At 44.7% G+C, this 22,493-nt stretch carries 17 protein-coding genes; 9 read left to right on the forward strand and 8 right to left on the reverse strand.

The window, feature by feature from the left end; translation table 11 throughout:
- Positions 1–115: 115 nt before the first annotated feature.
- Positions 116–754, reverse strand: coding sequence for a transaldolase family protein (locus QUB06_RS26500; RefSeq protein ID WP_333437816.1), 639 nt, complete (start codon positions 752–754; stop codon positions 116–118).
- Between the two features lie 279 nt (positions 755–1,033).
- Between QUB06_RS26500 and QUB06_RS26505 the strand changes: the two genes are divergently transcribed.
- On the forward strand, positions 1,034–1,261 hold the full coding sequence (locus QUB06_RS26505) for a hypothetical protein (RefSeq protein ID WP_333289903.1): 228 nt from the start codon (positions 1,034–1,036) through the stop codon (positions 1,259–1,261).
- A gap of 179 nt (positions 1,262–1,440) precedes the next feature.
- On the opposite strand, the gene QUB06_RS26510 is transcribed toward QUB06_RS26505, so the two are convergent.
- Positions 1,441–2,106, reverse strand: coding sequence for an ElyC/SanA/YdcF family protein (locus QUB06_RS26510; protein WP_333437817.1), 666 nt, complete (start codon positions 2,104–2,106; stop codon positions 1,441–1,443).
- A gap of 96 nt (positions 2,107–2,202) precedes the next feature.
- On the opposite strand from QUB06_RS26510, the gene QUB06_RS26515 reads away from it, so the two are divergent.
- The 3 genes from QUB06_RS26515 (at position 2,203) to QUB06_RS26525 (ending at position 5,124) form a co-directional block, all read left to right on the forward strand.
- Positions 2,203–2,874, forward strand: a complete 672-nt coding sequence (locus QUB06_RS26515) for an aminotransferase class IV (protein WP_333437818.1) — start codon at positions 2,203–2,205, stop codon at positions 2,872–2,874.
- A gap of 104 nt (positions 2,875–2,978) precedes the next feature.
- Entirely contained in the window at positions 2,979–4,430 is a 1,452-nt protein-coding gene (locus tag QUB06_RS26520; RefSeq protein WP_333437819.1) for an anthranilate synthase component I, read from the forward strand.
- Positions 4,431–4,734: 304 nt separating this feature from the next.
- A complete protein-coding gene (locus QUB06_RS26525) occupies positions 4,735–5,124 on the forward strand; it encodes a hypothetical protein (RefSeq protein WP_333437820.1) in 390 nt (129 codons plus the stop codon).
- 138 nt (positions 5,125–5,262) lie between these two features.
- On the opposite strand, the gene QUB06_RS26530 is transcribed toward QUB06_RS26525, so the two are convergent.
- Positions 5,263–6,429, reverse strand: a complete 1,167-nt coding sequence (locus QUB06_RS26530) for a quinone-dependent dihydroorotate dehydrogenase (protein WP_333437821.1) — start codon at positions 6,427–6,429, stop codon at positions 5,263–5,265.
- A 338-nt stretch (positions 6,430–6,767) separates the two neighbouring features.
- Here QUB06_RS26530 and QUB06_RS26535 point away from each other — a divergent pair, with 338 nt between their 5' ends.
- On the forward strand, positions 6,768–9,689 hold the full coding sequence (locus QUB06_RS26535; protein WP_333437822.1) for a GAF domain-containing protein: 2,922 nt from the start codon (positions 6,768–6,770) through the stop codon (positions 9,687–9,689).
- 441 nt (positions 9,690–10,130) lie between these two features.
- Here the strand turns inward: QUB06_RS26535 and QUB06_RS26540 are convergent, their stop codons facing one another.
- Entirely contained in the window at positions 10,131–10,604 is a 474-nt protein-coding gene (locus QUB06_RS26540; RefSeq protein WP_333138172.1) for an ABA4-like family protein, read from the reverse strand.
- A gap of 290 nt (positions 10,605–10,894) precedes the next feature.
- Between QUB06_RS26540 and QUB06_RS26545 the strand changes: the two genes are divergently transcribed.
- Complete coding sequence (locus tag QUB06_RS26545; protein WP_333437823.1) at positions 10,895–11,905, forward strand: leucine-rich repeat domain-containing protein; 1,011 nt, start codon at positions 10,895–10,897, stop codon at positions 11,903–11,905.
- A gap of 661 nt (positions 11,906–12,566) precedes the next feature.
- On the opposite strand, the gene QUB06_RS26550 is transcribed toward QUB06_RS26545, so the two are convergent.
- Both QUB06_RS26550 and QUB06_RS26555 read right to left on the reverse strand, forming a co-directional pair.
- Positions 12,567–12,932 (reverse strand): hypothetical protein, encoded by a 366-nt coding sequence (locus QUB06_RS26550; RefSeq protein ID WP_333437824.1) that lies wholly within the window; start codon positions 12,930–12,932, stop codon positions 12,567–12,569.
- Entirely contained in the window at positions 12,884–14,383 is a 1,500-nt protein-coding gene (locus QUB06_RS26555; protein WP_333437825.1) for an NAD(P)/FAD-dependent oxidoreductase, read from the reverse strand. Before QUB06_RS26555 ends, QUB06_RS26550 begins: the two co-directional genes overlap by 49 nt.
- A gap of 70 nt (positions 14,384–14,453) precedes the next feature.
- On the opposite strand from QUB06_RS26555, the gene QUB06_RS26560 reads away from it, so the two are divergent.
- From QUB06_RS26560 to QUB06_RS26570, 3 genes are all read left to right on the forward strand, one after another.
- Positions 14,454–16,145 carry a hypothetical protein gene (locus QUB06_RS26560; protein WP_333437826.1) on the forward strand — a complete coding sequence of 564 codons (1,692 nt, stop codon included), beginning with the start codon at positions 14,454–14,456 and terminating at the stop codon, positions 16,143–16,145.
- A 181-nt stretch (positions 16,146–16,326) separates the two neighbouring features.
- Positions 16,327–17,322, forward strand: coding sequence for a pentapeptide repeat-containing protein (locus QUB06_RS26565; RefSeq protein ID WP_333437827.1), 996 nt, complete (start codon positions 16,327–16,329; stop codon positions 17,320–17,322).
- Positions 17,323–17,413: 91 nt separating this feature from the next.
- Positions 17,414–18,748: a serine/threonine-protein kinase gene (locus QUB06_RS26570; RefSeq protein ID WP_333437828.1), complete on the forward strand. Its 1,335-nt coding sequence runs from the start codon at positions 17,414–17,416 to the stop codon at positions 18,746–18,748.
- A gap of 204 nt (positions 18,749–18,952) precedes the next feature.
- On the opposite strand, the gene QUB06_RS26575 is transcribed toward QUB06_RS26570, so the two are convergent.
- Together QUB06_RS26575 and QUB06_RS26580 are read right to left on the reverse strand one after the other, a co-directional pair.
- Positions 18,953–21,364 carry an ATP-binding protein gene (locus QUB06_RS26575; protein WP_333437830.1) on the reverse strand — a complete coding sequence of 804 codons (2,412 nt, stop codon included), beginning with the start codon at positions 21,362–21,364 and terminating at the stop codon, positions 18,953–18,955.
- Between the two features lie 252 nt (positions 21,365–21,616).
- Positions 21,617–21,850: a hypothetical protein gene (locus QUB06_RS26580; RefSeq protein WP_333437829.1), complete on the reverse strand. Its 234-nt coding sequence runs from the start codon at positions 21,848–21,850 to the stop codon at positions 21,617–21,619.
- Positions 21,851–22,493: the final 643 nt, after the last annotated feature.

The raw sequence follows: 22,493 nt of genomic DNA on the forward strand, positions 1-22,493 counted from the left end.
AGCCATATTTATCAACAAATGTTACCAACACTAGACAAAATAGCCAAACTCATATGCAGTCAGCGAGCGAATGATACTTGCCCCAGAATTAAGGAAGTTTTCTGTATTGCAAAATCTAATAACTAATTCCCCGCCCGTTTTTCGCAAATTCATCCACAGTTTGCTGCGAAAGTTCATGAAGTGCGATCGCCTGCAACACGTCAAAAGGCAATGTCAAATGATGTGCTCCAGCTAATAAAGTTTTTACCGCTTCTTCCGGCGATTTAATGCTAGCTGCCAAAATCTCAGTATTACTTCTCTGCAACAAATTTGCCATATCCCGCACTAAGGCAAAACCGTCTCCCAACAATCTGGTGGCGCGATTCACGTAGGCGATCGCATATTTGGCCCCCGCTTCTGCTGAGACAACTGCTTGTGATGCGCTGTATATCGCCGTCACCGCGCAAGGAATTTCCGGTGACAAATGCGCTACTGTTTGGAAACCCGCCGCCGTTGCTGGAACTTTCAACACTGTTTGCTGTCCAATCAATTCAAAAGCCGCTTTTCCTTCTGCTACCATGCCATCAAAATCAGATGCAGTTAGCTGATAATACACTTCCCCCGGAATAAGTTTCGCCAGTTGTGTGAGCGTCACATCGGGAGATAAATCGCTTTTTCCCAGGAGGGTTGGATTAGTAGTAATTCCCGAAAGCCAGCCGAACTGGCTCGCCTCTTTTGCTTCTGCTACAATTGCAGTATCGAGATAAATTCCCATCAGCTCTACACCTTTATTTTCTTAGTTTATTCTGAGTTTTCCGAGGCTTAGTTTCAATTTGATGTCACTGAGCGTCACATTGATTGTTAGGTATTAACTGTAGCAGATTTGTGAAAACATCGCTAGTAAGTAAAAATAACAATTAAGTGATGGGTATCACGTCACTTGCTGATTACGATCGCCATGTAAGAAAACTTCGATCGCCAAATGCCGGAAACAAACAATTTATATTTGTAGTATGGGTTATGTATGCAGTAACTCAAGGAGGTGACTCATAAAATGAGAGAAAAAGAAAATCATCAGTCACAAGTCAGTCTTGAGGAATCTTGTGACAAAGCGGAGTTTGAAAAACCAGCATCAGCCCCTCAAGACTTGCCAGAAAATGATAATTCTCAAACCGAGTCTCAAGCATTTGAAAATCATGGTGAAGATGGTTTGAAGGCTCTAGCACGCTTAATGATGGTGAGTCTAACTTGGTCGCTGGCAGGACTTTCCAAACGCGAGTAAGTTATGGAACACTACCGCAACGGGCAAGTTATGATTTGTGAGTTTTGTTGTAAGTTTTGTTTAACTCAAAACTTACCACTCCCGGACTTACATGATGTCCGGTTAGTTGTAAGAAAATCCGTTTTTAGTGAAGACTTTCGTCCTTAAAGCAAGGACTAAAGTTTTCAACAGACCACTTATCACTTTTCTTGAATTCCTTCAAACGGCCCCAAAAAAGTCGGTTCTGGACGGGTAACACGCACTTCCCAAAGCGCTTTGATGACTGCCAAAAATTCGCGGAAACTGTAGCGAATCATGCCCTTTTGGCGAAATTTGCCCCAATCCGGCGTTCCTAAGCCGATCGCCTGTATGCCCAACCGGCGACAGGTATAAACAGCGCGGGCTAAGTGAAAGTTTTGGGTAACTAAAACAGCCTGCGTTATGCCAAAAATCTCTTTCGCCCGGTAGCAACTTTCATAGGTGCTAAATCCGGCATAATCGAGAACGATATTATTAATCGGTACGCCCTGGGCTTCGGCGTAGTTCTGCATTGCTTGGACTTCGTTGTAATCGACCGTGCTATTGTCTCCTGTCATCAAAAGTTTGTCCACTCGGCCCGCTTTGTACAAATCGACGGCTGCTTGCACTCGATCGGCTAACATGGGGCTTGGAGTGCCGTCTTCCCAAAGTCCGGCACCAAAAACTATAGCAATGGGTTCTGCCGGCACATTAGCTATATCGCTGTGGCGGTAGTTGCGGGTAACAAATCGGACGTAGTAGTTGAGGGCTAGAGGTGCGATCGCTGAGGTTAATATTAACAGCCCGATGACAAGGCGCCATTGAAATCTAAAGGATTTAGGCAACATAAATTCAAGTTAACTTCCTATATAATTACACAAACAGGCCGCTTCGCGGGTCTAATAATTGTCTTGTTCCCGAATTTACATTATATTGACAAAAATATGATTCAACACCAGCCAAACTTTGAATTGCTGGAATCACTTTTATGGCAACCCAAAAACGGCTATTTTTTGCTAGACAGACATCTTCAAAGATTAGAGCGATCGGCTGATTATTTTAATTTTCCCCTATCGCTAACAGAAACAAGCAAAGCTTTACAAGCATTAAGTCTGACTTGCGGGTCAGTCAAACAAAAAATACGGTTAACAATATCTTGTGAGGGAAACATAACATTACAAGCTCAGACACTAGATAGCGGTATCTTAAAAATCGGTGCATCTGTGGGAATTGCCCGCAAACCGATCGACTCTCAAAGCCCATTTCTTTACCACAAGACAACTTACCGAGTACCTTATACAATGGCTTTGGAGTCGCAGCCCCAATATCAGGATGTCTTGCTGTGGAATCAAGATGGAGTGATCACCGAATCCACGATCGCCAATATCGCGATCGATACACCCGCAGGTCTAATCACACCTCCCCTCAAGTGCGGTTTATTACCGGGGACGTTTCGTTCTCAACTTTTAGAGGAGGGAAAAATCAGAGAAGAATTAATTACCTTAGATGATTTGCACAGAACCCAAACTATATTTCTCATTAACTCCGTTAGGGGTTGGATACGCCTCAAAAAAGAGGCAAACCGAGATATTTGGAAAGTTGTAAATAATGGCTGAGATAACGCTTTCAATCGATTTTAAGAGGGTGCGAACTGTGCACTTTACTACAGAATTGACATTTTGCGTAAGTCCTGAAAGTGTTAAACATAGTGCAATCTATTATGAAACAAATACAACCTTGGCATTGGCGAAAGCTTCCCCTAAATCAGCGCAACGGATCGGAGATTTTTCAATTTTTATTTCTCGGTAAAACCGCCGACAGTGCAAGCTCAAGATCGGATTGTTTCCCCCGCGATATGGCCGTTCTGCTAGAAAGTCCAGTTACATCTTCTACTAACTTGGCACGATATTCTATTTGTGCAGGTTCTCCCCGGAAAATTGATGGTCAATCTCAGCTATGGACACCGCCAGTCGGTGAAATTTTACCTTTTTTGCGCGCTCTTTTGGACTCTCAAGAGCAAAATTTAGCAGTGAATGTACCCCCGGAAATTCCTTTTACTGGGGGTTGGTTGGGATGGCTAGGTTATGATTTAGCATGGGAAATCGAACACCTGCCCCAACTCAATACCGATCCGCTTCCTTTCCCGGTTAGCTGTTGGTACGAACCAGAATCTTTTGCGGTTTTAGACCATCAAACGCAAATTCTCTGGTTGGCTGCGAGTCAACCTTCTCACCTCGATGTTATGCAGCATCAATTAGAGCAAACTAAGCCAGAAATAATCGAGAATAATTTACCGGAAAATTATCAACAAAATTCGGCTACTCCTATTTTCCAATTATCTCAAAGTGAGTATAAAGAAATAGTGCAAAAAGCTCAGAAGTATATTCATGCGGGCGATATTTTTCAGGCTAATTTATCTTTGCGGTTTGAAGCCCGTACAGAGTGCAGTAGTTGGTCAATTTACCGCGCTTTGCAACAGATCAATCCTTCGCCTTTTGCAAGTTATTGGCAAACTCCGTGGGGGGCGATAGTTAGTTGTTCGCCGGAAAGACTGGTTCAATTATTAGGAAAAAAAGTGGATACTAGACCGATCGCGGGAACGAGACCGCGAGGTTTAACCTCCATTCAAGATGAGCAGTTAGCACAGGAATTAATAGAGAATATCAAAGAAAGAGCCGAACATATTATGTTAGTTGACTTAGAGCGCAACGATATCGGGAGGGTGTGTGAATGGGGTTCGGTAAAAGTTAACGAATTTCTGACGATTGAACGCTATAGTCACGTGATGCACCTCGTCAGTAATGTTATCGGTACATTAAGAGGAGATTGCGACGCGATCGACTTAATTCGAGGGGTATTTCCGGGCGGTACGATTACAGGTTGTCCGAAAGTGCGCTGTCTGGAAATCATCGAAGAATTGGAACCCGTGAAGCGCAATTTATTTTACGGTTCCTGCGGTTATTTGGACTGGCGCGGCAACCTGGATTTAAATATTTTGATTCGCACCCTTTTATATGCACCAAAAAGTGACGGTACAACCGGGGGAGTTGTTTGGGGACAAGTGGGTGCGGGGATTGTTGCTGATAGCGATCCAGAAAGGGAATGGCAGGAGTCGCTGCATAAAGCTCAAGCTCAACTTAATGCTTTGAAATTAGCGGAAATATTTGATTAGATGCGGGTTATATAAATCGACTTGTTAAGATTGTTGAAGATTTAGATCGCCGATTTACTTTTGAGGTAATACTGAGTGAAATAAATCGAAAACAAAAGATTTCTTGTAGTATTAATGTTAGGGAACTGTTGGTATGGTGTTGCCTGATAGTTTTTTTAGCGATCGCACTGTGAGTCAGATTCTGGGTGAACTCATGGATATTAGACGAGACTGCCAAAGCTGATTAGCTGTTGGAGAAGCTCACTATCACGATCGCAAAGGAAAAGCACAAGCAATTAACAAAGCCCCTGAATGGCTGATTCCTGTGTATCATCCTCAACGAGGCACAATCAACTGCTATAAAGACTGTCTAAACATCAGCAAGTTGTATGAAGCTGGCTGGACATATATAGACGGTAAATTGATAGTTGCAGTTTATTCAACCGTTGACCTTTGTCGAGGCTATCCGGTAGATATTTCCTTACTTGAAAAATACTTGCCTCCCCTGCAAAAATACGGGGTTCCTATGATGATTTTTCCCTTCAAGCGAGAGATAATTCTCCAGCAAAAAATCATCTATGAAACGGAATCTGCCTACGGAACGAAAAGCCAGCTTGTTGATGTCGCTCAAGTTCAAGATATGATACCTAGGGCGTGGTACGATCGAGATTATAAAGTTTTGATCAAATACAGCGATCGGCTAGTGCCTTTATAAGGAAATTTCAAGAGTTAATCAGATGCTAAAGGTGGCGGCGATTATTTCCGGGAGTGGATGGCTGCTCAATCCACTGCTCGAAGGGTGCAACAAGGGTAATATTGATCGGGCATCCTGCCCAAGACTTGCTTTTCACTCCTATGTGTATTGATTTTCCGAACCTACTGCCTCAGAAATCGAATTAAATCCTTTTTCTTCTAACTTTTTCAACAAACCTTGGAGAATCCGACGCACCATCCAAGGCCCTTCGTAAACCCAACCAGTGTAAACTTGAATTAAACTCGCACCGGCGGCTATTTTTTCCCAAGCATCTTCGGCGGTGAAAATGCCACCAACTCCAATTATAGGTAATTCGCCTTTTGTATATTGCCAGATAAATCGGATTACTTCTGTCGATCGCTCCCGTACTGGAAGCCCGCTAATTCCCCCGGCTTCTTCGGCGATTGGTTGGCCTGTTTCTCGCAATATTTGTGTTTTCAATCCGTCGCGGCGGATGGTGGTATTTGTGGCGATAATTCCTGCTAGTTGGTAGGTTTTTGCTAAGTCGAGGATTGATACGATCGCCTCGGGCTCCAAATCCGGCGCAATCTTGACTAAAATTGGCTTGATTCCCTGATTTTCTTGTTGCAAAATTTCCAAAATTGTGCTGAGTCCAGCAGCATCTTGGAGCGATCGCAACCCAGGCGTATTCGGAGAGGAAACGTTGACTACAAAATAGTCGCCCCAATCTTTCAGCAGCTTAAAACTCTCCAAATAGTCGGCAGCGGCTTGCTCTAACGGTGTTACCTTAGATTTACCGAGATTGATGCCCAAGGGTAACGGGGAATGACGCATGGGGCGCTGGGCATCGAGTGGGGACTTTTTCTGTGCTGCCTGAAACCGGGCTGCCATTGCCGCGGCTCCTTGATTGTTAAATCCCATGCGGTTGAGGGCTGCACTGTCCTCCGTCAAGCGAAACAAGCGAGGTTGGGGGTTTCCCGGCTGTGGTTGACAAGTGACAGTTCCGAGTTCGGCAAAGCCAAAGCCAAAATTTGCCCAAATGTCAGCAGCTACGCCGTTTTTATCAAATCCGGCGGCCAAGCCGACAGGATTGTTAAAGCTCAGTCCCCACAAAGATTGTTCGAGGCGAGAATCTTGGACTCCCAAAGATTTCTGCAATCGAGAGAGCATTTGGCTGGTTGCGGGGTTTGACTGGGTTCTGGCTGCGAGTTCGAGAACTTGGAGAGTGCGGTTGTGCAGCCACTCGGCATCGGTTTTCAATACGGAAAACAACAGCGGGCGTACACTTGATTGATAAATATCCAATGATTTGTACTGGGGCAATTTACAAATTAGAAAGGAGAAGAGAAATAAAAATATTCACGAGCAGGCAGTGAAGGTGAGGTTGTTACTTCAACTTCGATCGACTTTATCCACTGTTTGAGATTGAAGGATAAGTGATATCATTTCCGGTTACACCGGAATGATGTTGAGTGTTGACGGTTGACTGTTGACGCCGTGAACAGTGAACTCGAATTTACTATTCCGATGCTAACGGATTTGATATGAGACGATTATATTATAAGTTGACTCTTTGGCATTTTAATTTTTGGAATTTTTAAGCTAGTAATTTTAAATTAGACAAGGTGCGGGGAAGCTTGGAAATGGGGCAGCAGCAAAGACCAAGGGATTTAGACGAACAAATCGCGACCCTAGAGCGCGTTCTCCTGACTCTCCGAGAAGAGGAGAATGTGGAAGTGCTACTTTCGACCACACTCGGTTACTTGCAAGCGGAATTTGACTGGCGGTTGATTTGGATCGGGTTGTACGATCGACAAGCCCACAGATTGTTCGGGAAAGGCGGCATAACTCCTAACGGCGACCTGTCTTTTCTCAAACAGCGGTTTGCTCTCAGTCCGGGGGATTTGCTCGAACAAGTGGTGATTCAGCTCCGCCCGGTGGGAGTTCCGGATTTGCGATCGGAAAACCGAGCCGGAGAATGGCGCAAAGCAGCTCAAACTTTCAATATTCAAGGCACGACTCTGTTTCCGCTGCGCTACAAAGACCGCTGCTACGGCGTGATTTTGCTCGGAACTGAGGTATGGGGAGCGTCGCCAAAGTCGGGGGAAAAAACGCAGTTGGCGATCGTATTTGGAGCGCTGGCAACTGCTCTTTACCAAATAGAAAAAGACTGGCAGCGACAACAAGTTAAACACCCAGACGAGTCTCTTTTTGCGCTGATTTCACAGTTGGGGGAATTGCGATCGCTCGACCAATACTTGCAAGCGGTGGTCGAACAAACTCATGAATTTATCGAGCCGACACGCACTAATGTTTACTGGTTCGAGCGAGAGCGACGCTATTTTTGGCGCCGAGTCAGCAACCGCGAAGTTACTCCGGGTTTGGGCGGGCCGGGCCGACCGGCTTCGGGCATCACCGTCCAAGACTTGGGCGAATTTTATCAGGCTTTGGGCCGGGAAGAAATGGTTTGGATCGGTGAATCTCAAAGTTCTCTGAAAACTGAGCTGACGGGGCGGTTGATGCAGCAAATCCGCGCTCGCTCTCTGTTGGCTGCGCCGATTGTTTCAGAAGGGGAATTGTTGGGATTTTTGGCAGTCGAAGCCAGCGAACCCCGGATTTGGCAAGACAATGAAAAGCATTACCTGCGGGGAGTGGCGCAGTTAGTGGCTCTGACGGCTCCTATGTCGGAGATGGAGGAGAAAATTCAACAAACTGAGATCGATCGAGATTTAACTGCCGGAATAGCTCACGCCATCTACAGCGATGCTGACTGGGAGGCGACTTTGAAAAATACCGCCGCACAGTTGTGCGATCGGCTCAAATGCGAATACTTTTTGCTGCTGCTGTACGGCGAAGAACAAAATCGCTTTGAAATTGTCTGCCAAAATCTGCCCCGCAATCGCAGGCCAGTGCCGTCGCCACTCAACGCCCTAGATGTGGCTGACGTGGGGCTGTTGCAAGAAAGTGCACCTCTAGCTATTGAAAATTGGGAGGAAGACGGGCGGTTGGGCGCTTGGCGGGATGTGTTGGGGGAAGCTGGGGTGCGATCGCTTTTGGCATCGAGCACTCGGGCGAAAAAGGCAGAGGGAGAAAACCCCAATCTAAAATCGAAAATCGCCAATCGCAAATCGATCGAGGGTTTGCTGGTTGTCGGGCACAGTGCAACTCGCACTTGGAGGCGATCTGAGCAAGAATTAGTTCGGCTAGTGGGCGAACAACTCGGATTGATCCTGCACTCGTGGCAGCAGAGTTCGGCAATCGACAAATATCAGCAATTTGAGCGATCGATCAAATCGGGTTTGGCGGTTTTGCACCATTCTCCTGATGAGCAATCTGAGCAAGAGATATCTGCTGCTTCACCGACGATGTTCCCAGAGTTGCCGCTAGAAAAGCTCGATCGTAACTTTGCTCAACACGTTTCCCAGACAATTTCCTGTCCTTTAGTAGCCGTAATTACTTGGAATCCCGGTGATGAGGAAGGTTCCATCGTGGCGACGGTAGCTGCCAATCCCGTATTTGCCCTCAATCCCGAGGCGGTGATTCCTGTCCAAACAGATGCTTTGATCCAACAAACCCTGGCTGCTAACTGCGTGGTGCAACAGAGCACGAGCCAACTGCAACTGGCGACAAAGCGGTGGCTCCGCAGTCCGGGAATTGGCGAGATTATGACGGTGGCGCTGCGGACGGCCCCAGAACACGCTCCGGTGGGCATTGTGGTGGCTGCAGACGCTCCGGGCCGCCAATGGTCGGAGTTGTCGGTGAGTTTACTCAGCTCGATGGCGTCTCAGTTGGCTTGGTGGCGCAGGTATTTGGCGGTGCAATCAGCCGCCGAGTCGCAGCGATTGGATCTGGAGTTGCTCAACTGGTACAAACAGCGCCGTTTTGAGGAGTTTTACCGCACTGTGGGAGCGGGGGTGAAGGAGTTGGGGGAGTTGAGTCAGTCGATTTTGCAGTCGGCGAAGGAACAAAAGGATGCTCTGAAAATTTTGCGCTACCAACAGGTTTTGCGACAAATTGGCAATGCTTTGGGGTCAACTCATTTGCTGCTCAAACAGGAACATTGGCGGCTGCACTTCGCACAAGATGCGGTGGCTGTGAGCGCTTGGCTGAGGCGATCGCTCGATCGAACGGCCCCCCTGGTCAAACAGTCGAAAGTCTTGCTGGATGTGCACAGAGAAACTGCTGTGTCGATGCCTGCAGGTCAGACTTTGAGCGTTCGCGGGGACTGTATCAAGCTGGATTTGATACTGTGCGAATTGCTGGCGACGGCTTGCAGGCGCTCTGCTGCTGGCGCCAAGATTGAGATTCGCTCTCAGTTGTTGGGGGAAGATTTGTTAGAATTGTCTGTGATCGATAGCGGCGCGTGCGATCGACACTTAATTGCTGCCTTCAACGGCGGTTCCGAACCCGATATATTAGCGGTTTCTAGTTCCCATAGGTCGATCGTGCAAAATCTCTTAATTTGTCAGCGAGCAGTAGACTTAATGGGGGGAAACTTTTCTATAGAAATGTTAGAAAACAATTTAATTGTCGCTAGTTTAGTGCTGCCCCTGGCCAATTCTTAATCTGGTAAAATTTTGTAAAAGTTCCAAGCTGCGATCGAGGATTGTAGGGGCGGGTTTCACCAACAATAATTGCCTACAACCAATAATCTCATAAACCCGCCCCCACCCAAGGCTAAACCGCCATCTACCTCGCTGCGATCGAGGATTGTAGGGGCGGGTTTCACCAACAATAATTGCCTAAAACCCATAATTTCATAAACCCGCCCCCACCCAACGCTAAACCGCCATCTACCTCGCTGCGATCGAGGATTGTAGGGGCGGGTTTCACCAACAATAATTGCCTAAAACCCATAATTTCATAAACCCGCCCCCACCCAACGGTAAACCGCCATCTACCTCTTTCAAAATACAAGGAGCGGGTTTAGCTACGATCTATATTCTTATTGATATCTTGCGCCATTCTTAGGAACGAACGGGCCAGAGAGCCCGTTCCACAATACATCAATTTTCTTGGGGGTGGGCTCCAGAACCGGCCCCTGAAAGACTTTCCGAACTCGGAAAAAACCTTTGAGTAATCCAAGCAGTTACAATATGAGAAAGCAATCCCATCGGCCCCGCAAAAAAACACAAAGCCAAAGAATGAACCGTCCAAACTCCTGTCCGCTGTCCTTCCCAATAAATCCAGCGCCCGACAAACAAGTCCATCACTAAAAAATGTATCCATCCCGTAGCCGCCGCCGTTTCCTCCCCCAGAAACTTAGCAATATCTGCTAGCTTGGGATTCGACAAAGCAGCCGCATTTTCCGCAGTCAGACTGCTACCAAACAAATATATGTACAAAACGGCGAGCACTGCAAACGGAATAAAGGAATTCATCACTTTTCGGGTAATTCCCCAGTTTGGTAATAAAATCATAATTGCCCAGAAAGGCACAACGAACAGATTACCGGCATTAAAAATTAGTTCTGGTGTCATAGTTGGCTCTTGGCTCCTGCGAAGGCAATGCAATTAAGGATGTTAAGATTACTTTACACAATTTTTGCTGAAATTTCTCAAAACCCGAAAAAAATCTCATTCACAAATGGAATAGAATTGCTATACTTATAGCCTTTCTCAGTAACATGAGGAGCTCATCGGGCATCGGGCATCGGGCATCGGGCATCGGGCATCGGCATAGGACTCACCCCATACCTCACCACGTTTGAGAACCGCTATATCTAAAATTTCAAATATCCCATCTAAAATCGATTAAGGCAGCACAGCCCATGACAACCTATAATAACTTTTCCGATTGGTGCAAGCAGAAAGAAAACATCTCTCCCGGTGCCAAACATACCGTAGACATACTGTTGCAAATATCAGAGACTTCCGAGTGCGATCGAGCTAACGAACTGCTTTCTAATACAACAGAACTTAACCTCAAAAATCTTCAAATTACCGATATCAGCCCCCTCTCATCTTTCACTCAACTTACTAATCTCATCCTCGGCAGTAATCAAATATCTGACATCGCTCCCCTGCAATCTTTAACTAACCTGAAAGCTCTGGTTATAGATGTCAATCAAATATCAGATATCAGTCCGCTTTCATCTCTAATAAATCTGAGTATACTCGTTCTCGATACCAATCAAATATCAGACCTCACTCCCCTAGCAGGTCTAACTAATCTTACCGCACTTGTCTTGTTTGAAAACAAAATTTCAGACATCACTCCGGTGCAAAATTTAACTAACTTAAATGCACTGATTCTCTACAAAAATCAAATTTCTGATCTCGCTCCTCTGGCAAATTTAACTGAACTCCAGACACTCTACCTTTACAATAATAAAATATCGGATATCACCCCGCTGGCTTCCTTGAAAAATCTCAAAACGCTGTTTCTCTTCGGAAATGAAATATCTGACCTGACTCCGCTGGCTTCTCTAACAAACTTAAATAAATTGGTTTTATTCCAAAATAAAATATCAGATATTAGTCCTTTGACCTCGCTCACTAATTTAATTGAACTCAACCTCGGTAACAATCAAATATCAGACATCAGTCCGCTGAAATCCTTAACTAATTTGACTGAACTTTATTTGTTCAACAATCCGATTTCGGATAGCAGCGCGCTACAAGCTTTAAATAATTTATTTTTACTAGACTTGTACAACAATCAAATCTCTGATATCAGTTCCCTGCAATCGTTGCAAAAGTTAACTACACTGGACTTGCGCGGTAATCCCATTGTTAATAAAATTTGCCCTGTCAATCCTGAATCTATATGTCGGTTTTAATTCTTAAGGGCGAGATAGCGGTTTATAAGGAATACCCTGAAATCCCCGTGACTTCAGTCCGGGGATGAAAGGGCGTTGCAGGATTTATCCTGCCTGTTCTCTTTACCTCAGTCATGAACCCAAAATCCAATCTTTTAAATTCAAAAAACTTCCTTAAAAAGCTTTGGACAAAACGGGACAGTATGGTAAACTGAAACAGTCAGGGTTAAACTCCCTTGCCATCGTGAAACAGGACATGAGACACACTTTTAGGCATAAACTGGGGGACAAAGTGCGGCGAAAACACTATAAACAGTCGAAACCGAAAATGTAGGTTTCAATCCAGCAAATAAACTTTTTCACGCTCGAATTGTTAAGTAGGGTAGGGCATACCCAAACTCTAGGGAAATATCCTAGTACGCTTTTGGAGATAGACCCGCTGGGATGCTTCTGAATTAGGCTCGTCAATTGGTGGTATCCCCACGGTTGAAAGGTTTAAGTATTGCCGTAAGGACAGAAAATTTTAAGGTCAGTCGCTGAATTAAGAATCCCCTCGGCTTCAGCCAGGGGAGTGTCAAAGAGTATAATGTCAAAGGTAAATATCAGGAGAAAGTGATGAGCGGACACGATGCTTTGATGTTAGGATTGCTGCTGTTGCCAGGTTTGGCTTTGTCGATCGCAATTATGGGCGCTTTTGCCGCTGGTGGATAATCAGTTTTGGCAGCAGGCAGATTTTGTAAAAAGTAGTTTTTTCCTCGTTTTCCTCGTTCCCGGGCTCTGGCTGGGAACGCATTTCACTATTGCTCTGCCTCCTGTTTTTTTGCCAGCGAGGCAGAGCCTCTGGATCTCGGTTCCCAGCCAGAGGCAGGGAACCAGTTAATTTTCCTTCTTCCTTTTTCCTTCTCCCTTCTTCCTTCTTCCTTCTTCCTTCTCCCTTCTTCCTGACATCCGTTACATCCGTTACATCCGTTACATAATCCGTTGCCGAACTTCCTTCGCTTACAAAAATTGTGCTGTCACATCCGAATTTACCAAAGTATTCGCGCACAAAATACCCGATGCTGCGACAGCGGGCACGCCAATTCCCGGCATGGTGCTGTCTCCCACGCGATACAAGCCTTTGACTGGTGTTTGCGGCCCAGGAAAGGTGCCTTTTCCGGCGGCAATTGCAGGCCCGTAAGTTCCTTGATATCGGCGCAAAAATCGGGCGTGGGTTAGCGGTGTGCCGATCGACTCTAGGACTATTCGCGATCGCAAATCGGGTATAATTCTTTCTAAAGCTTGAAACAGAGATTGCGATCGCTCTTGCTTTTTCTGCTGATACAATTCGCCATATTCCCAACCTTCGTAAGGTTCCAATGTATAAGCGTGAACGGCGTGATGTCCGGGCGGCGCCAGAGTTGCATCCCACACTGTAGGAATCGAAATCATGCAAGTATTTCCGGGTACTGTAATGTCAATCTTGCTGTCGTGAACGACGACGTGGTGGCCGGTCAAACCTTCGAGTCCTTCGGCTTTAATTCCTAAATGCAGGTGCATGAAACTGTCTACTGCTGGCATCGACAAAGCGTTTTTGCGGTAGCTTTCCGGCAAATCTTCAGGGCGCAGTAATTTTGTATAAGTATCCCAGATTGTGGCATTTGAAATGACAATTGGGGCGCGGATAACTTCGCCATTTTTCAAGCGAACGCCGGTGGTTTTGCCGGATTCAACTAATATTTGCTCGACGGCAGATCCCAGGCGCAATTTTCCTCCCCAGCGCTGCAAGCCTCTCACTAAAGCATCGACGATCGCACCGCTGCCACCTACAGGATATTCGATCGCACAGCGCGATCGTTCGCCAATCATAAAAGCTATTTCCGGGGCGACAGTTCCGTGCGCTTTCAAACCCGACAGCAAAAAGCACTCCAAATCAATCAAACGCCGCACCCAAGGATCGCGCACATCGCGATCCATCAAGGAACCTGCTGAACCCGCGATCGCACCTACTAGCGGCAACAGCTTCAGCAAAGCAGGCGAGTACCGAGACAGCAAAACAGGTATCAACTGCCAGTCGGATCTCAGCGCTAAAGCCGGAATTCCACGCAAAGCCTCATACAAAACTAATAAATTTTGTTGAAATTGCTGCAATTCTACAGCACCTTGCGGTGCGAACTTAGCTACAGCATCTAAGTAACTTCTGGCATCAGCATAAATCGGTAAACTTCCCTCTGGAAAATGGTAATGCCCCAGCGGATCGTAGGAAATTGCTGCGATCGATTCCTCCAAAACATCAAAAACTTGCCGCAAAGGATTGAACGACAGGGGGTCAGTCAAACCGCAATAAAAAGAAGGCCCCGAATCAAAGTGAAATCCCCGGCGCGAAAAGCTGTGAGCTGCCCCGCCCGCTATTGTGTGGCTCTCGCAGACGAGCACCCGCTTCCCGTAGCGGGCTAGCATCGAGCCTGCGACTAAGCCGCCAATACCGCTGCCAATTACGATCGCATCAAAGTCTTGCATTTATCAAATGTGGTATAATTGTATTATTTCTTGCTGAGTGTTGACCGGGTATTTTTATGGGAGGAAAACTATGAAAGCTTTATCTATTTTAGATGAAGTTGTTCGCGAATTAGAACAAGACGTGAATCTCTCGCGCATTAAAAAAATAATATTTTTTGCTTGTAAAGAGTTCTGGGAAAACGACCCGGCCAAACTCGCCAGCGCAGATGTAAGGATTTTAATTGAAGAACTGTGCGCCAAATACAGCAGGTTAGAAGATATTGAAGCTGTTTTAAATAGTATAGTCTCTAAGGTTAATAAAAAAACCGAGTATGCTTTAGTAGCCGACCTCATAATTTGTCAACTTAGCAGGCTGTATGAATTTGAAGATTTCACCAAATTAGAAATAAACATATCTAGTTTTGGCGGTCAGGAAGCTCCCGCATTTGATGATCACTTTAGTTCCGAAGTACCCAGCAGCGAAGAAAGGGCAAGAAACCCCGGCACTTTATTTGATGTCAGACAAAAAATTTTGCAGCAAACAAATCCGCTGAGGGCTAAAATCCTAATTTTTTCTAGTCTTTATCACGAGTTCACTTTTAGCGATCGCGACTGGCTACTGCTGAAAACTCAAGAACTTGACACTCTGCTGCGACAACTGTTTAATGTCTGTGGCAGCCTAGCCGAACTGGAATCTCATTTATACAGAACTGCTAGCAATCTCGACAACAGAGATGAAAACGACCAAGCTGCGAGCGTAATCATCAAAGCGATGAATCCTTGTTACGCAAAAATGCAACAGGAAGAACTCCATGAAGCCGAATCTTCGGCTAGTGAAGATTACGATCAGACACATTTAAACAACAGTGTTTATGAACAGAGCGAGCTGGTGGACAGGCGCACCGATTATTTTGATCCAGGCGAGATTACTCACATCCTTCAAGCTGCTCCACCTCACTATCATTATGACCCCCAGAAAAGTTACTTAGTCCCCGATACGGCAGAAAATCTACCGTTTAAAGAACCTGAAACCAGCAATAATTATGCTACCGAGTTCAGACAGGAAATCGTAGAAACATTCCCAGTTGCAGAAATGCCGACTATTATCGAAATTTTAGAACCTGCGGCTCCTGTTATTATAAATATTAGCGATTCCATCAAACGAAAGTTGGGATTGGAAGAAGAAATGACAGAATTAGTCAGTCAAAGTGCTAACTCCGCAACGGCGCAAATAGAAAATATATTCACCCAGTTAGAAGCTGCTTTGAACGGAAAAATTTCTACGGGAAGTGTAGAGGAGCGTTTGTACTGGAAATATAAAAATCTCCGAGAGTATGTAGGAAAAGTTCAGAAGTTTACCGATAAATTGCTGGAAATTTTGAGCGAATTGGAGTCAAAAGAAAGCGGAAAATATCCTTCTGAAATCACAGAAAACTTGGTTGACAATATTTCAGACATCCCGCAGGAAAACTCTAGCCATAAAGCAAATCAGTATCAGCTTCTGGAAATGGCAAAACAAGGCAAACCAAAGGCGATCGCCCAATTGATTAATCAATTGCTACAGCCTAAAGGAATTGCTGCTACAGCAGGATTTAAAGACGGTTGGCTCCATGTGATTCTGGAGTCTACTGAAGTACCAAACCAACAGGCTACAGCTACATACATTCACAAAAAACTGTGTACTTTAAAATCAAAATATCTTACTCATGTGAAAATTCACGGACGACAGTTAGGTAGCAAAACAGTCTTATGGAGTCAAGAATTTGTCAATCCCACTCATTAAATGCTCGACTCAAGTCTGAGGCTACATAAACTAAGTCGGCCTGCGTCAACTGAAAATCAAGAAATTTCATCAAATTTCTCAGACTCAAGTCTGGGGCTACAAAAACTAAGTCCGCCTGCGCGAACAGAAATTTAAGCAGCCTAGAAATAGCAGATTGTACCTAATTAACAACAAAAAAAATATGAATGCCAGCGAAATTTTAAGGCGATATACATCAGGAGAACTAGATTTTCAAGGTATGAATCTCAGAGGGGTATACCTGAGCGGTGCCGATTTAATTGGCGTCAATTTAAGTAATGCTGACCTCTGGGGTGCAAACTTAGCGATGTCGTACCTCAGCAGAATTAACCTTCAGCGCGCAAATTTAACTAATGCAAAGCTGTGCGGTGCTAACTTAAATCAAGCAAACTTGAGCGGAGCAAATTTGTCGGATGCAGACTTCCACGGAGCTACTTTGCAAGGTGCAGACTTTCGCAAAGCCAACATCTCTTTGGCAGTTTTTATTGATGCAAATTTGAGCGATGCAGATATGCGAGGTGTGAATTTGCAAGGTGCAGATTTGCGCGGCGCGTGCTTGCGGGGTGCAAATTTGCGGAAGGAGGTGCGGATTTTTGAGGGTGCAAATTTGCGGGGTACAAATTTGCAAGGTGCCGATTTGCGGGGCGTCAATTTGCAAGGTGCCGATTTGACTAAAGCTAATCTCAGTCACGCGAATTTGACAGAAGCATCTCTGGGGGAAGCAAATCTGACTCAGGCGAATTTGAGCGAAGCTATTTTAGATGGCATATATTTGACTGAAGCAACTTTGGTAGAAACAAATTTTTCTTGGGCTGTAATGACAAATGCTAAGCTGGAAAGAGCTGTGTTAATTGATGCTGAATTTGCTGGCGCTAACTTGCGGGGTGCATTTCTTCCTGATGTTAAGTTGAGCAATGCTAATTTAGTTATGGCTGACTTGAGTCGAGCTAATTTGGTGCGGGCTGATTTGAGTCGAGCTAATTTGAATCAGGCAAATTTGAGTGAAGCTGATCTGACTGATGCTTACCTGGCTAGAACAGATTTTCGGGAGGCAATTTTGCACCGCACAACTTTGATTAGGGCCGATTTGAGCACTGCTAATTTAACGGGTGCTCAGTGGCGCGGTACAATTATGCCGAATGGAGAAATGCACGGATAATTACTTGTACTAGCAATTTAACGCTCTTTTCCAAATAGTTAATTTAATAGTTAAGGAAATTTAATATAATTAAAAAAAAGAGGGCAATGCTGTGTTAGAACCAGGAAAAATTTTACAAGAACGTTATCAATTGCAACAGCGTTTAGGACGCACAGCGGCCGGTCATCAAACTTGGCTAGCAGTAGATTTAGAGTCTCAAGAACAGGTAACACTGAAAATGTTAGCTTTTAGCCCGGAAATGCAGTGGGAAGAACTCAAGCTTTTTGAAAGAGAAGCACAAGTTTTGCAGGCGCTAAATCATCCCCGCATTCCTTGCTATCGAGATTATTTTTCCCTGGAGCGGGAAGCCGGAGCAGGATTGCCTTGGTTTGGATTAGTGCAAGATTATATTCCGGGATTTTCACTTCAGGAATTGTTAGAAAAAGGCAAGAAATTTTCCGAAAAACAAGTACGAAAAATTGCCAGTGAAGTGCTGGAGATTTTAATTTATTTGCATGAATTAAGCCCCCCGGTTTTGCACCGAGATATTAAGCCGAGTAATTTAATTTGGGGGGAAGATCAGCACGTTTATCTAGTAGATTTTGGTGCGGTACAAGCTCAAGCGGCGGTGACAGGTGTAACGTTTACAGTGGTAGGAACGAGTGGCTATGCACCCTTAGAACAGTTTTGGGGGCGGGCGGTGGCGGCTTCGGATTTGTATGCTTTGGGAGCTACTTTAATTCATTTGTTAACGGGGGTGACTCCTGCGGATTTGCCACAGAAAGATTCTCGGATTCAGTTTAGCGATCGCGTGAGTGTGAATCCCTGTTTGGTAAGCTGGATTGAGAAGATGACGGAAATCGCGTTAGAAAAGCGTTTCAGCGAGGCTAGAGAGGCTTTAGCAGCTTTGAAATCGGGCAACATACAAGGGGCTAATCTTCAAATTGAGACTGTTCGGAAAATTGCTAAACCGCCTCACTGTCGCATTCAAGTTAGCAAATCAGCGACGGAGTTACACATTAAAATTCCGGCTGTCTTAGTCAGAAAGCCTTTATTATCTGCTTATCTAGGAACAGTAATGCTAATGACATTCATCCCGACAATTATTCCCTTTTTAACAGGAAAATTGAGCATAGGGGTAGTAATTTCGGTACTTATAATAGGTTTATTAGTTAAGGTTATTTTTGAGATAAAGCAAGTTAAATTTAATCGCAAATTTTTTAAAATAACACATCAGGTATTGGGGTGTAAATACTTACAAGAAACAGGAGAAATATCAGAAATCTTGGGTGCTTTCATTCACAATAACTCTCTTTCGGGAAATCAAATCAAGATTCGTGCCGGTAACGATATGGGAACTTACTTTTATGTTTTAGGAAAAAATTTGACAGAGGTTGAGGCGGCTTGGTTAGCGCAAGAAATTCAAGATTGGTTAAATTTAAGATAAATTTTTGTAGGGCGAAGCCTTGGTGATTAATTTTTTTTGTATAATAGACATCTCCCAACTCAAAACGGGTGACGCGCTCACTTATAGGGTGTCTAAAATACAACTTTAAAAGAGTTATGCCAAGGCTTTCAAAAAAAGACCCGAATTAAAGTCAGTATATCTTATTACGCGATCGCCCAAAAAACATTGAATTTTAATTCAAATTTATCCCTTCACAGGCAAAACGATCGCAAACTCAGTGCCAACTCCAAGCTCTCCCTTCACCTCAATGCTTCCGCCATGTTTCTCTACCGCAATCTGGTGGACAATTGTCAACCCCAATCCCGTTCCCTTTCCGACACCTTTCGTCGTGAACAAATGGTCGAATATCTGCTGTTTAATTTCCTCTTTGATTCCGGTGCCGTTATCAGCAATTTTAATTTTAATGTACCCTTCGCTGACTAGATCCGTGGAAATCGTGATGCGGTTGGGATTGGCGGTAATTTCGCTAAAAGTGCGTCCTATATTTGACTCTTCTAAGGCATCGATCGCATTGGCAAGCAGGTTCATGAATACTTGATTCAATTGACCGGGAAAACATTCGATTTTAGGGAGATTGCCGTATGTAGTTATCACTTCTATCTGCGGGCGGTGTTCGTTGGCTTTGAGGCGGTGTTTCAAAATTAAAATAGCGCTATCAATGCCTTCGTGAATATTAAAAGGAACTTTGTAGTCTTTGTCGCCTCGGGAGAAGGTACGCAAACTGTTGCTGATGCTGCAAATGCGCTCGCACCCAAGTTGCATTGAATCAATCATCTTCGGTAAATCTTCCAAAAGATAATCGAGGTCTATCTCTTCGGCGTGGTCGGCTATTTCCGATTGCGATGCACCGGAGCGATACAATTCTAAGTGTTCGATAACATCTTCCAAACTTCTTTTACCTTCGCTTAAATTGCCAGAAATAAACCCAATCGGATTGTTAATTTCGTGGGCGACTCCGGCAACTAAATTACCCAAAGCCGACATTTTCTCACTTTGCACGATTTGCAGTTGTGCTTGTTGTAAATTTTTTAAAGTTCGTTCTAGCTGTTGATTTTGCTCTTGCAAAAGTTCGGCTGCTCGCTTGCGCTCAGTGGCATCAACAGCCAAACCAATAATCCCGATTGTCTCGCCCTGGCAATTTTTTAACTGCACTTTCGTGATTTCTAAATCGTGTAGTTTGCCGTCAACAAGTCTGAGAATTTCGCTGGAGTAATGCGGCAAATCTTGAGCAAGGCAGGCGGCATCGGAAACCAGACAGCCCGCTGCATTCTCCCCCAGTAGATCGTTATAATGATCGACAGCTAGGAAATCGCTCAGAGGCACGCCCACATCTTGAGAAAATGTCTTGTTCACAAACTGTACTTTACCACTGGGATTCACCATCCAAATCCAAATCGGAGCGACATCAAGAATTGCTTGGAGCATTTTTTTCTGATCTGCAAGCTGAGATTCGGTTCGGCTAATTTTTACTAGCGATCGCTCTAATTGTAGGTTGTAATCCTGATATTTTTTATAGAGTAGAGCATTTTGCAAACAGATGGCTGCCTGGGAACACAGTAGATTGAGAAGTTGCAGGCGATCGCGGGTAAAAACTCTTGCTGTTAAGCGATTTTCCAGATACAAAATGCCGACTAACTTGCCTCGATCGAGAATCGGCCAACACAACAGGCTCTGCGGTTGATATTTGAGGATGTAGGAGTCGGAATCCCAATCACGTTGTTGAGCGAGATCCCGAACAATCACAGGTTTCAATAAATTTTTAACGCAGTCAACAATTTTAAGGGGCAAGATATCGCTGTTTTCATTGAGTGTTGCGGATGATAAGTTGATCGCCCATTCGAGTCCCGAATTGTCGATCGCGCTTGTAGCCGCGATTTCCCATTGATTGCCGTTTGGCAAAATCAGCGCTCCTTTGTTAGCTGCTGTATTTTTCATCGCCAGTTGCATCAGTTTGGCAATCAGTCGATCGAGTTCTCTTTCACTAGAGAGCCCTTGACAAGCTTTTAGCAGTGTTGAAAAATTCCCGAAATCTGAGACACTCGCCGAAACAGACGGAGGAATGGATGGATGAATGGATGGATGAAGCGATTGATTTTGCCCAGCAGGTGTTGGAAAATTTGCTAAGGGATGTGCAGGGAGTTTTGCGGGCTCTAAAATCGGTTTTAATAATTGAGGATAACGTTTTTCTAAGTCATCAATTTTGGCTCGATCTCCCCAGCGGACATAGCAATCATAGGCATCTATCATATAGATTCGGGCAATTTTTTCTCTTCCCAATGACAGGTAAAACTTAGCAGCGAGTTCGCAGGCAAGAGCTTCTTCATTTACATATTCGTTCGCTTTAGCTCCGGTAATAGCTCGATCATAAAGTTCCATTGCTTCTGCTGTCTGTCCCAAAACGCCGAGCAATTCGGCCTCAACCAGATCGAACTTGTGTTGGTAATTGATCGGCGTATGGTGGGCGAATTCTTTGAGTTTTTTCTGACTAGCCCCAACGCGATTAAGGATTTGTTGGCGCTCCGCCGGTGTGGCATCTGCATAGATTCCCAAATCGGCCAGCGCATCATAAAAGTCGTGCATCATAGTTACTAGCATCAAAACAGAATTCCCCAAATAAGGTTTGCCTCCATTTCCCCTGTCGATTTGCTACGGATTACGGCTCGAATATATCCCGAATCCTTAGCCTCTTTTTGCTAAAATTTATACACCTCCATCTGGAAGATAACAGCCAAGATTAATTGAAAGATTAAAAGGTTTAATGTATTTGTAAATAATCGGTCTGCCTTCGAGTTCGTCGAGAATGTCTGTTCGGTTGAGGACTATTTCTCCCGATGCAATTAACGATCGCTAATGCAACTTTTTGGGATTTGGGCAGCACCGCGTCCCGGAAATCCTCCGCCACAACGAGGTAGGTTGGAGAATTTTAGCGGCGGGTTGTCGCTCTTTCTCGCGCAGGAACCGATCGATAGCCGATCGAGAATCTGTGTACAATTGCGCGATCGGGCGATATCCCGGCCTTACCGCAGTCAAATCTACTGCATCTACTATGGCGTCCATATCGGCTAGCCTCAACCAAGACATTAACGTGACCAAACTTAGTGTATCTATCTTAGGGCATAAATACCATAATTTTCTAGCGGTCGATCCCAAATTCCAATTATCTGTTAATGAACAACATTTTATACTTGGGTGATCGGGATTAAAGCTTTTTACTTACGTATAAGTTTCTGCTGTTAATCTCAAATGCGATTCAATGAAGGCGTAATACGGTAGAAACGCTGCCTTATCATGTCTTGAAAAATACAATTGCTAATTAAGTGAATTTAATATAGCGCGATCGACCAACTTTCCGCTACTATATGGAAAAATTTTTACATTAAAAAATGAAAATACAATGTATAGAAATAATAAAAAATCCGTCGTGAAAGGAGTGGCACTCCACTCCCCCCTAGAAAAGGACAGGGCCGTTGCATTGTGGTGAAACCCCCCCTGCACTCTACTTCCGGGCTAATAGCCCTGCCAGGGGTTAAAACCCAATCAAATATTAATAGGCAGTAGTCTTCACATGACCGAAAGCATCCAGGATACAAGCCCCCGTATTCATCCGTGGGGTCAATGCTTCAATTCTTTAATCTTTAATCTTTAATCGTAAGGATTCAGGTGAAAAATAGTGAGAGTAAGAGCCGAGAAATATGGTAATGTAGTCAGATGAGCGAAAAATCAG

This window comes from Microcoleus sp. D2_18a_D3, assembly GCF_036702455.1.
Classification (GTDB): domain Bacteria; phylum Cyanobacteriota; class Cyanobacteriia; order Cyanobacteriales; family Microcoleaceae; genus Microcoleus.

Bases quoted from the DNA above. Each gene is read 5' to 3' on its own strand.
- QUB06_RS26575 (WP_333437830.1), bottom strand. From the start codon at position 21,364: ATGCTAGTAACTATGATGCACGACTTTTATGATGCGCTGGCCGATTTG.
- QUB06_RS26520 (WP_333437819.1), top strand. From the start codon at position 2,979: ATGAAACAAATACAACCTTGGCATTGGCGAAAGCTTCCCCTAAATCAG.
- QUB06_RS26500 (WP_333437816.1), bottom strand. From the start codon at position 754: ATGGGAATTTATCTCGATACTGCAATTGTAGCAGAAGCAAAAGAGGCG.
- QUB06_RS26580 (WP_333437829.1), bottom strand. From the start codon at position 21,850: ATGTCTTGGTTGAGGCTAGCCGATATGGACGCCATAGTAGATGCAGTA.
- QUB06_RS26540 (WP_333138172.1), bottom strand. From the start codon at position 10,604: ATGACACCAGAACTAATTTTTAATGCCGGTAATCTGTTCGTTGTGCCT.
- QUB06_RS26515 (WP_333437818.1), top strand. From the start codon at position 2,203: ATGATTCAACACCAGCCAAACTTTGAATTGCTGGAATCACTTTTATGG.
- QUB06_RS26565 (WP_333437827.1), top strand. From the start codon at position 16,327: ATGAATGCCAGCGAAATTTTAAGGCGATATACATCAGGAGAACTAGAT.
- QUB06_RS26535 (WP_333437822.1), top strand. From the start codon at position 6,768: ATGGGGCAGCAGCAAAGACCAAGGGATTTAGACGAACAAATCGCGACC.
- QUB06_RS26505 (WP_333289903.1), top strand. From the start codon at position 1,034: ATGAGAGAAAAAGAAAATCATCAGTCACAAGTCAGTCTTGAGGAATCT.
- QUB06_RS26545 (WP_333437823.1), top strand. From the start codon at position 10,895: ATGACAACCTATAATAACTTTTCCGATTGGTGCAAGCAGAAAGAAAAC.
- QUB06_RS26555 (WP_333437825.1), bottom strand. From the start codon at position 14,383: ATGCAAGACTTTGATGCGATCGTAATTGGCAGCGGTATTGGCGGCTTA.
- QUB06_RS26510 (WP_333437817.1), bottom strand. From the start codon at position 2,106: ATGTTGCCTAAATCCTTTAGATTTCAATGGCGCCTTGTCATCGGGCTG.
- QUB06_RS26560 (WP_333437826.1), top strand. From the start codon at position 14,454: ATGAAAGCTTTATCTATTTTAGATGAAGTTGTTCGCGAATTAGAACAA.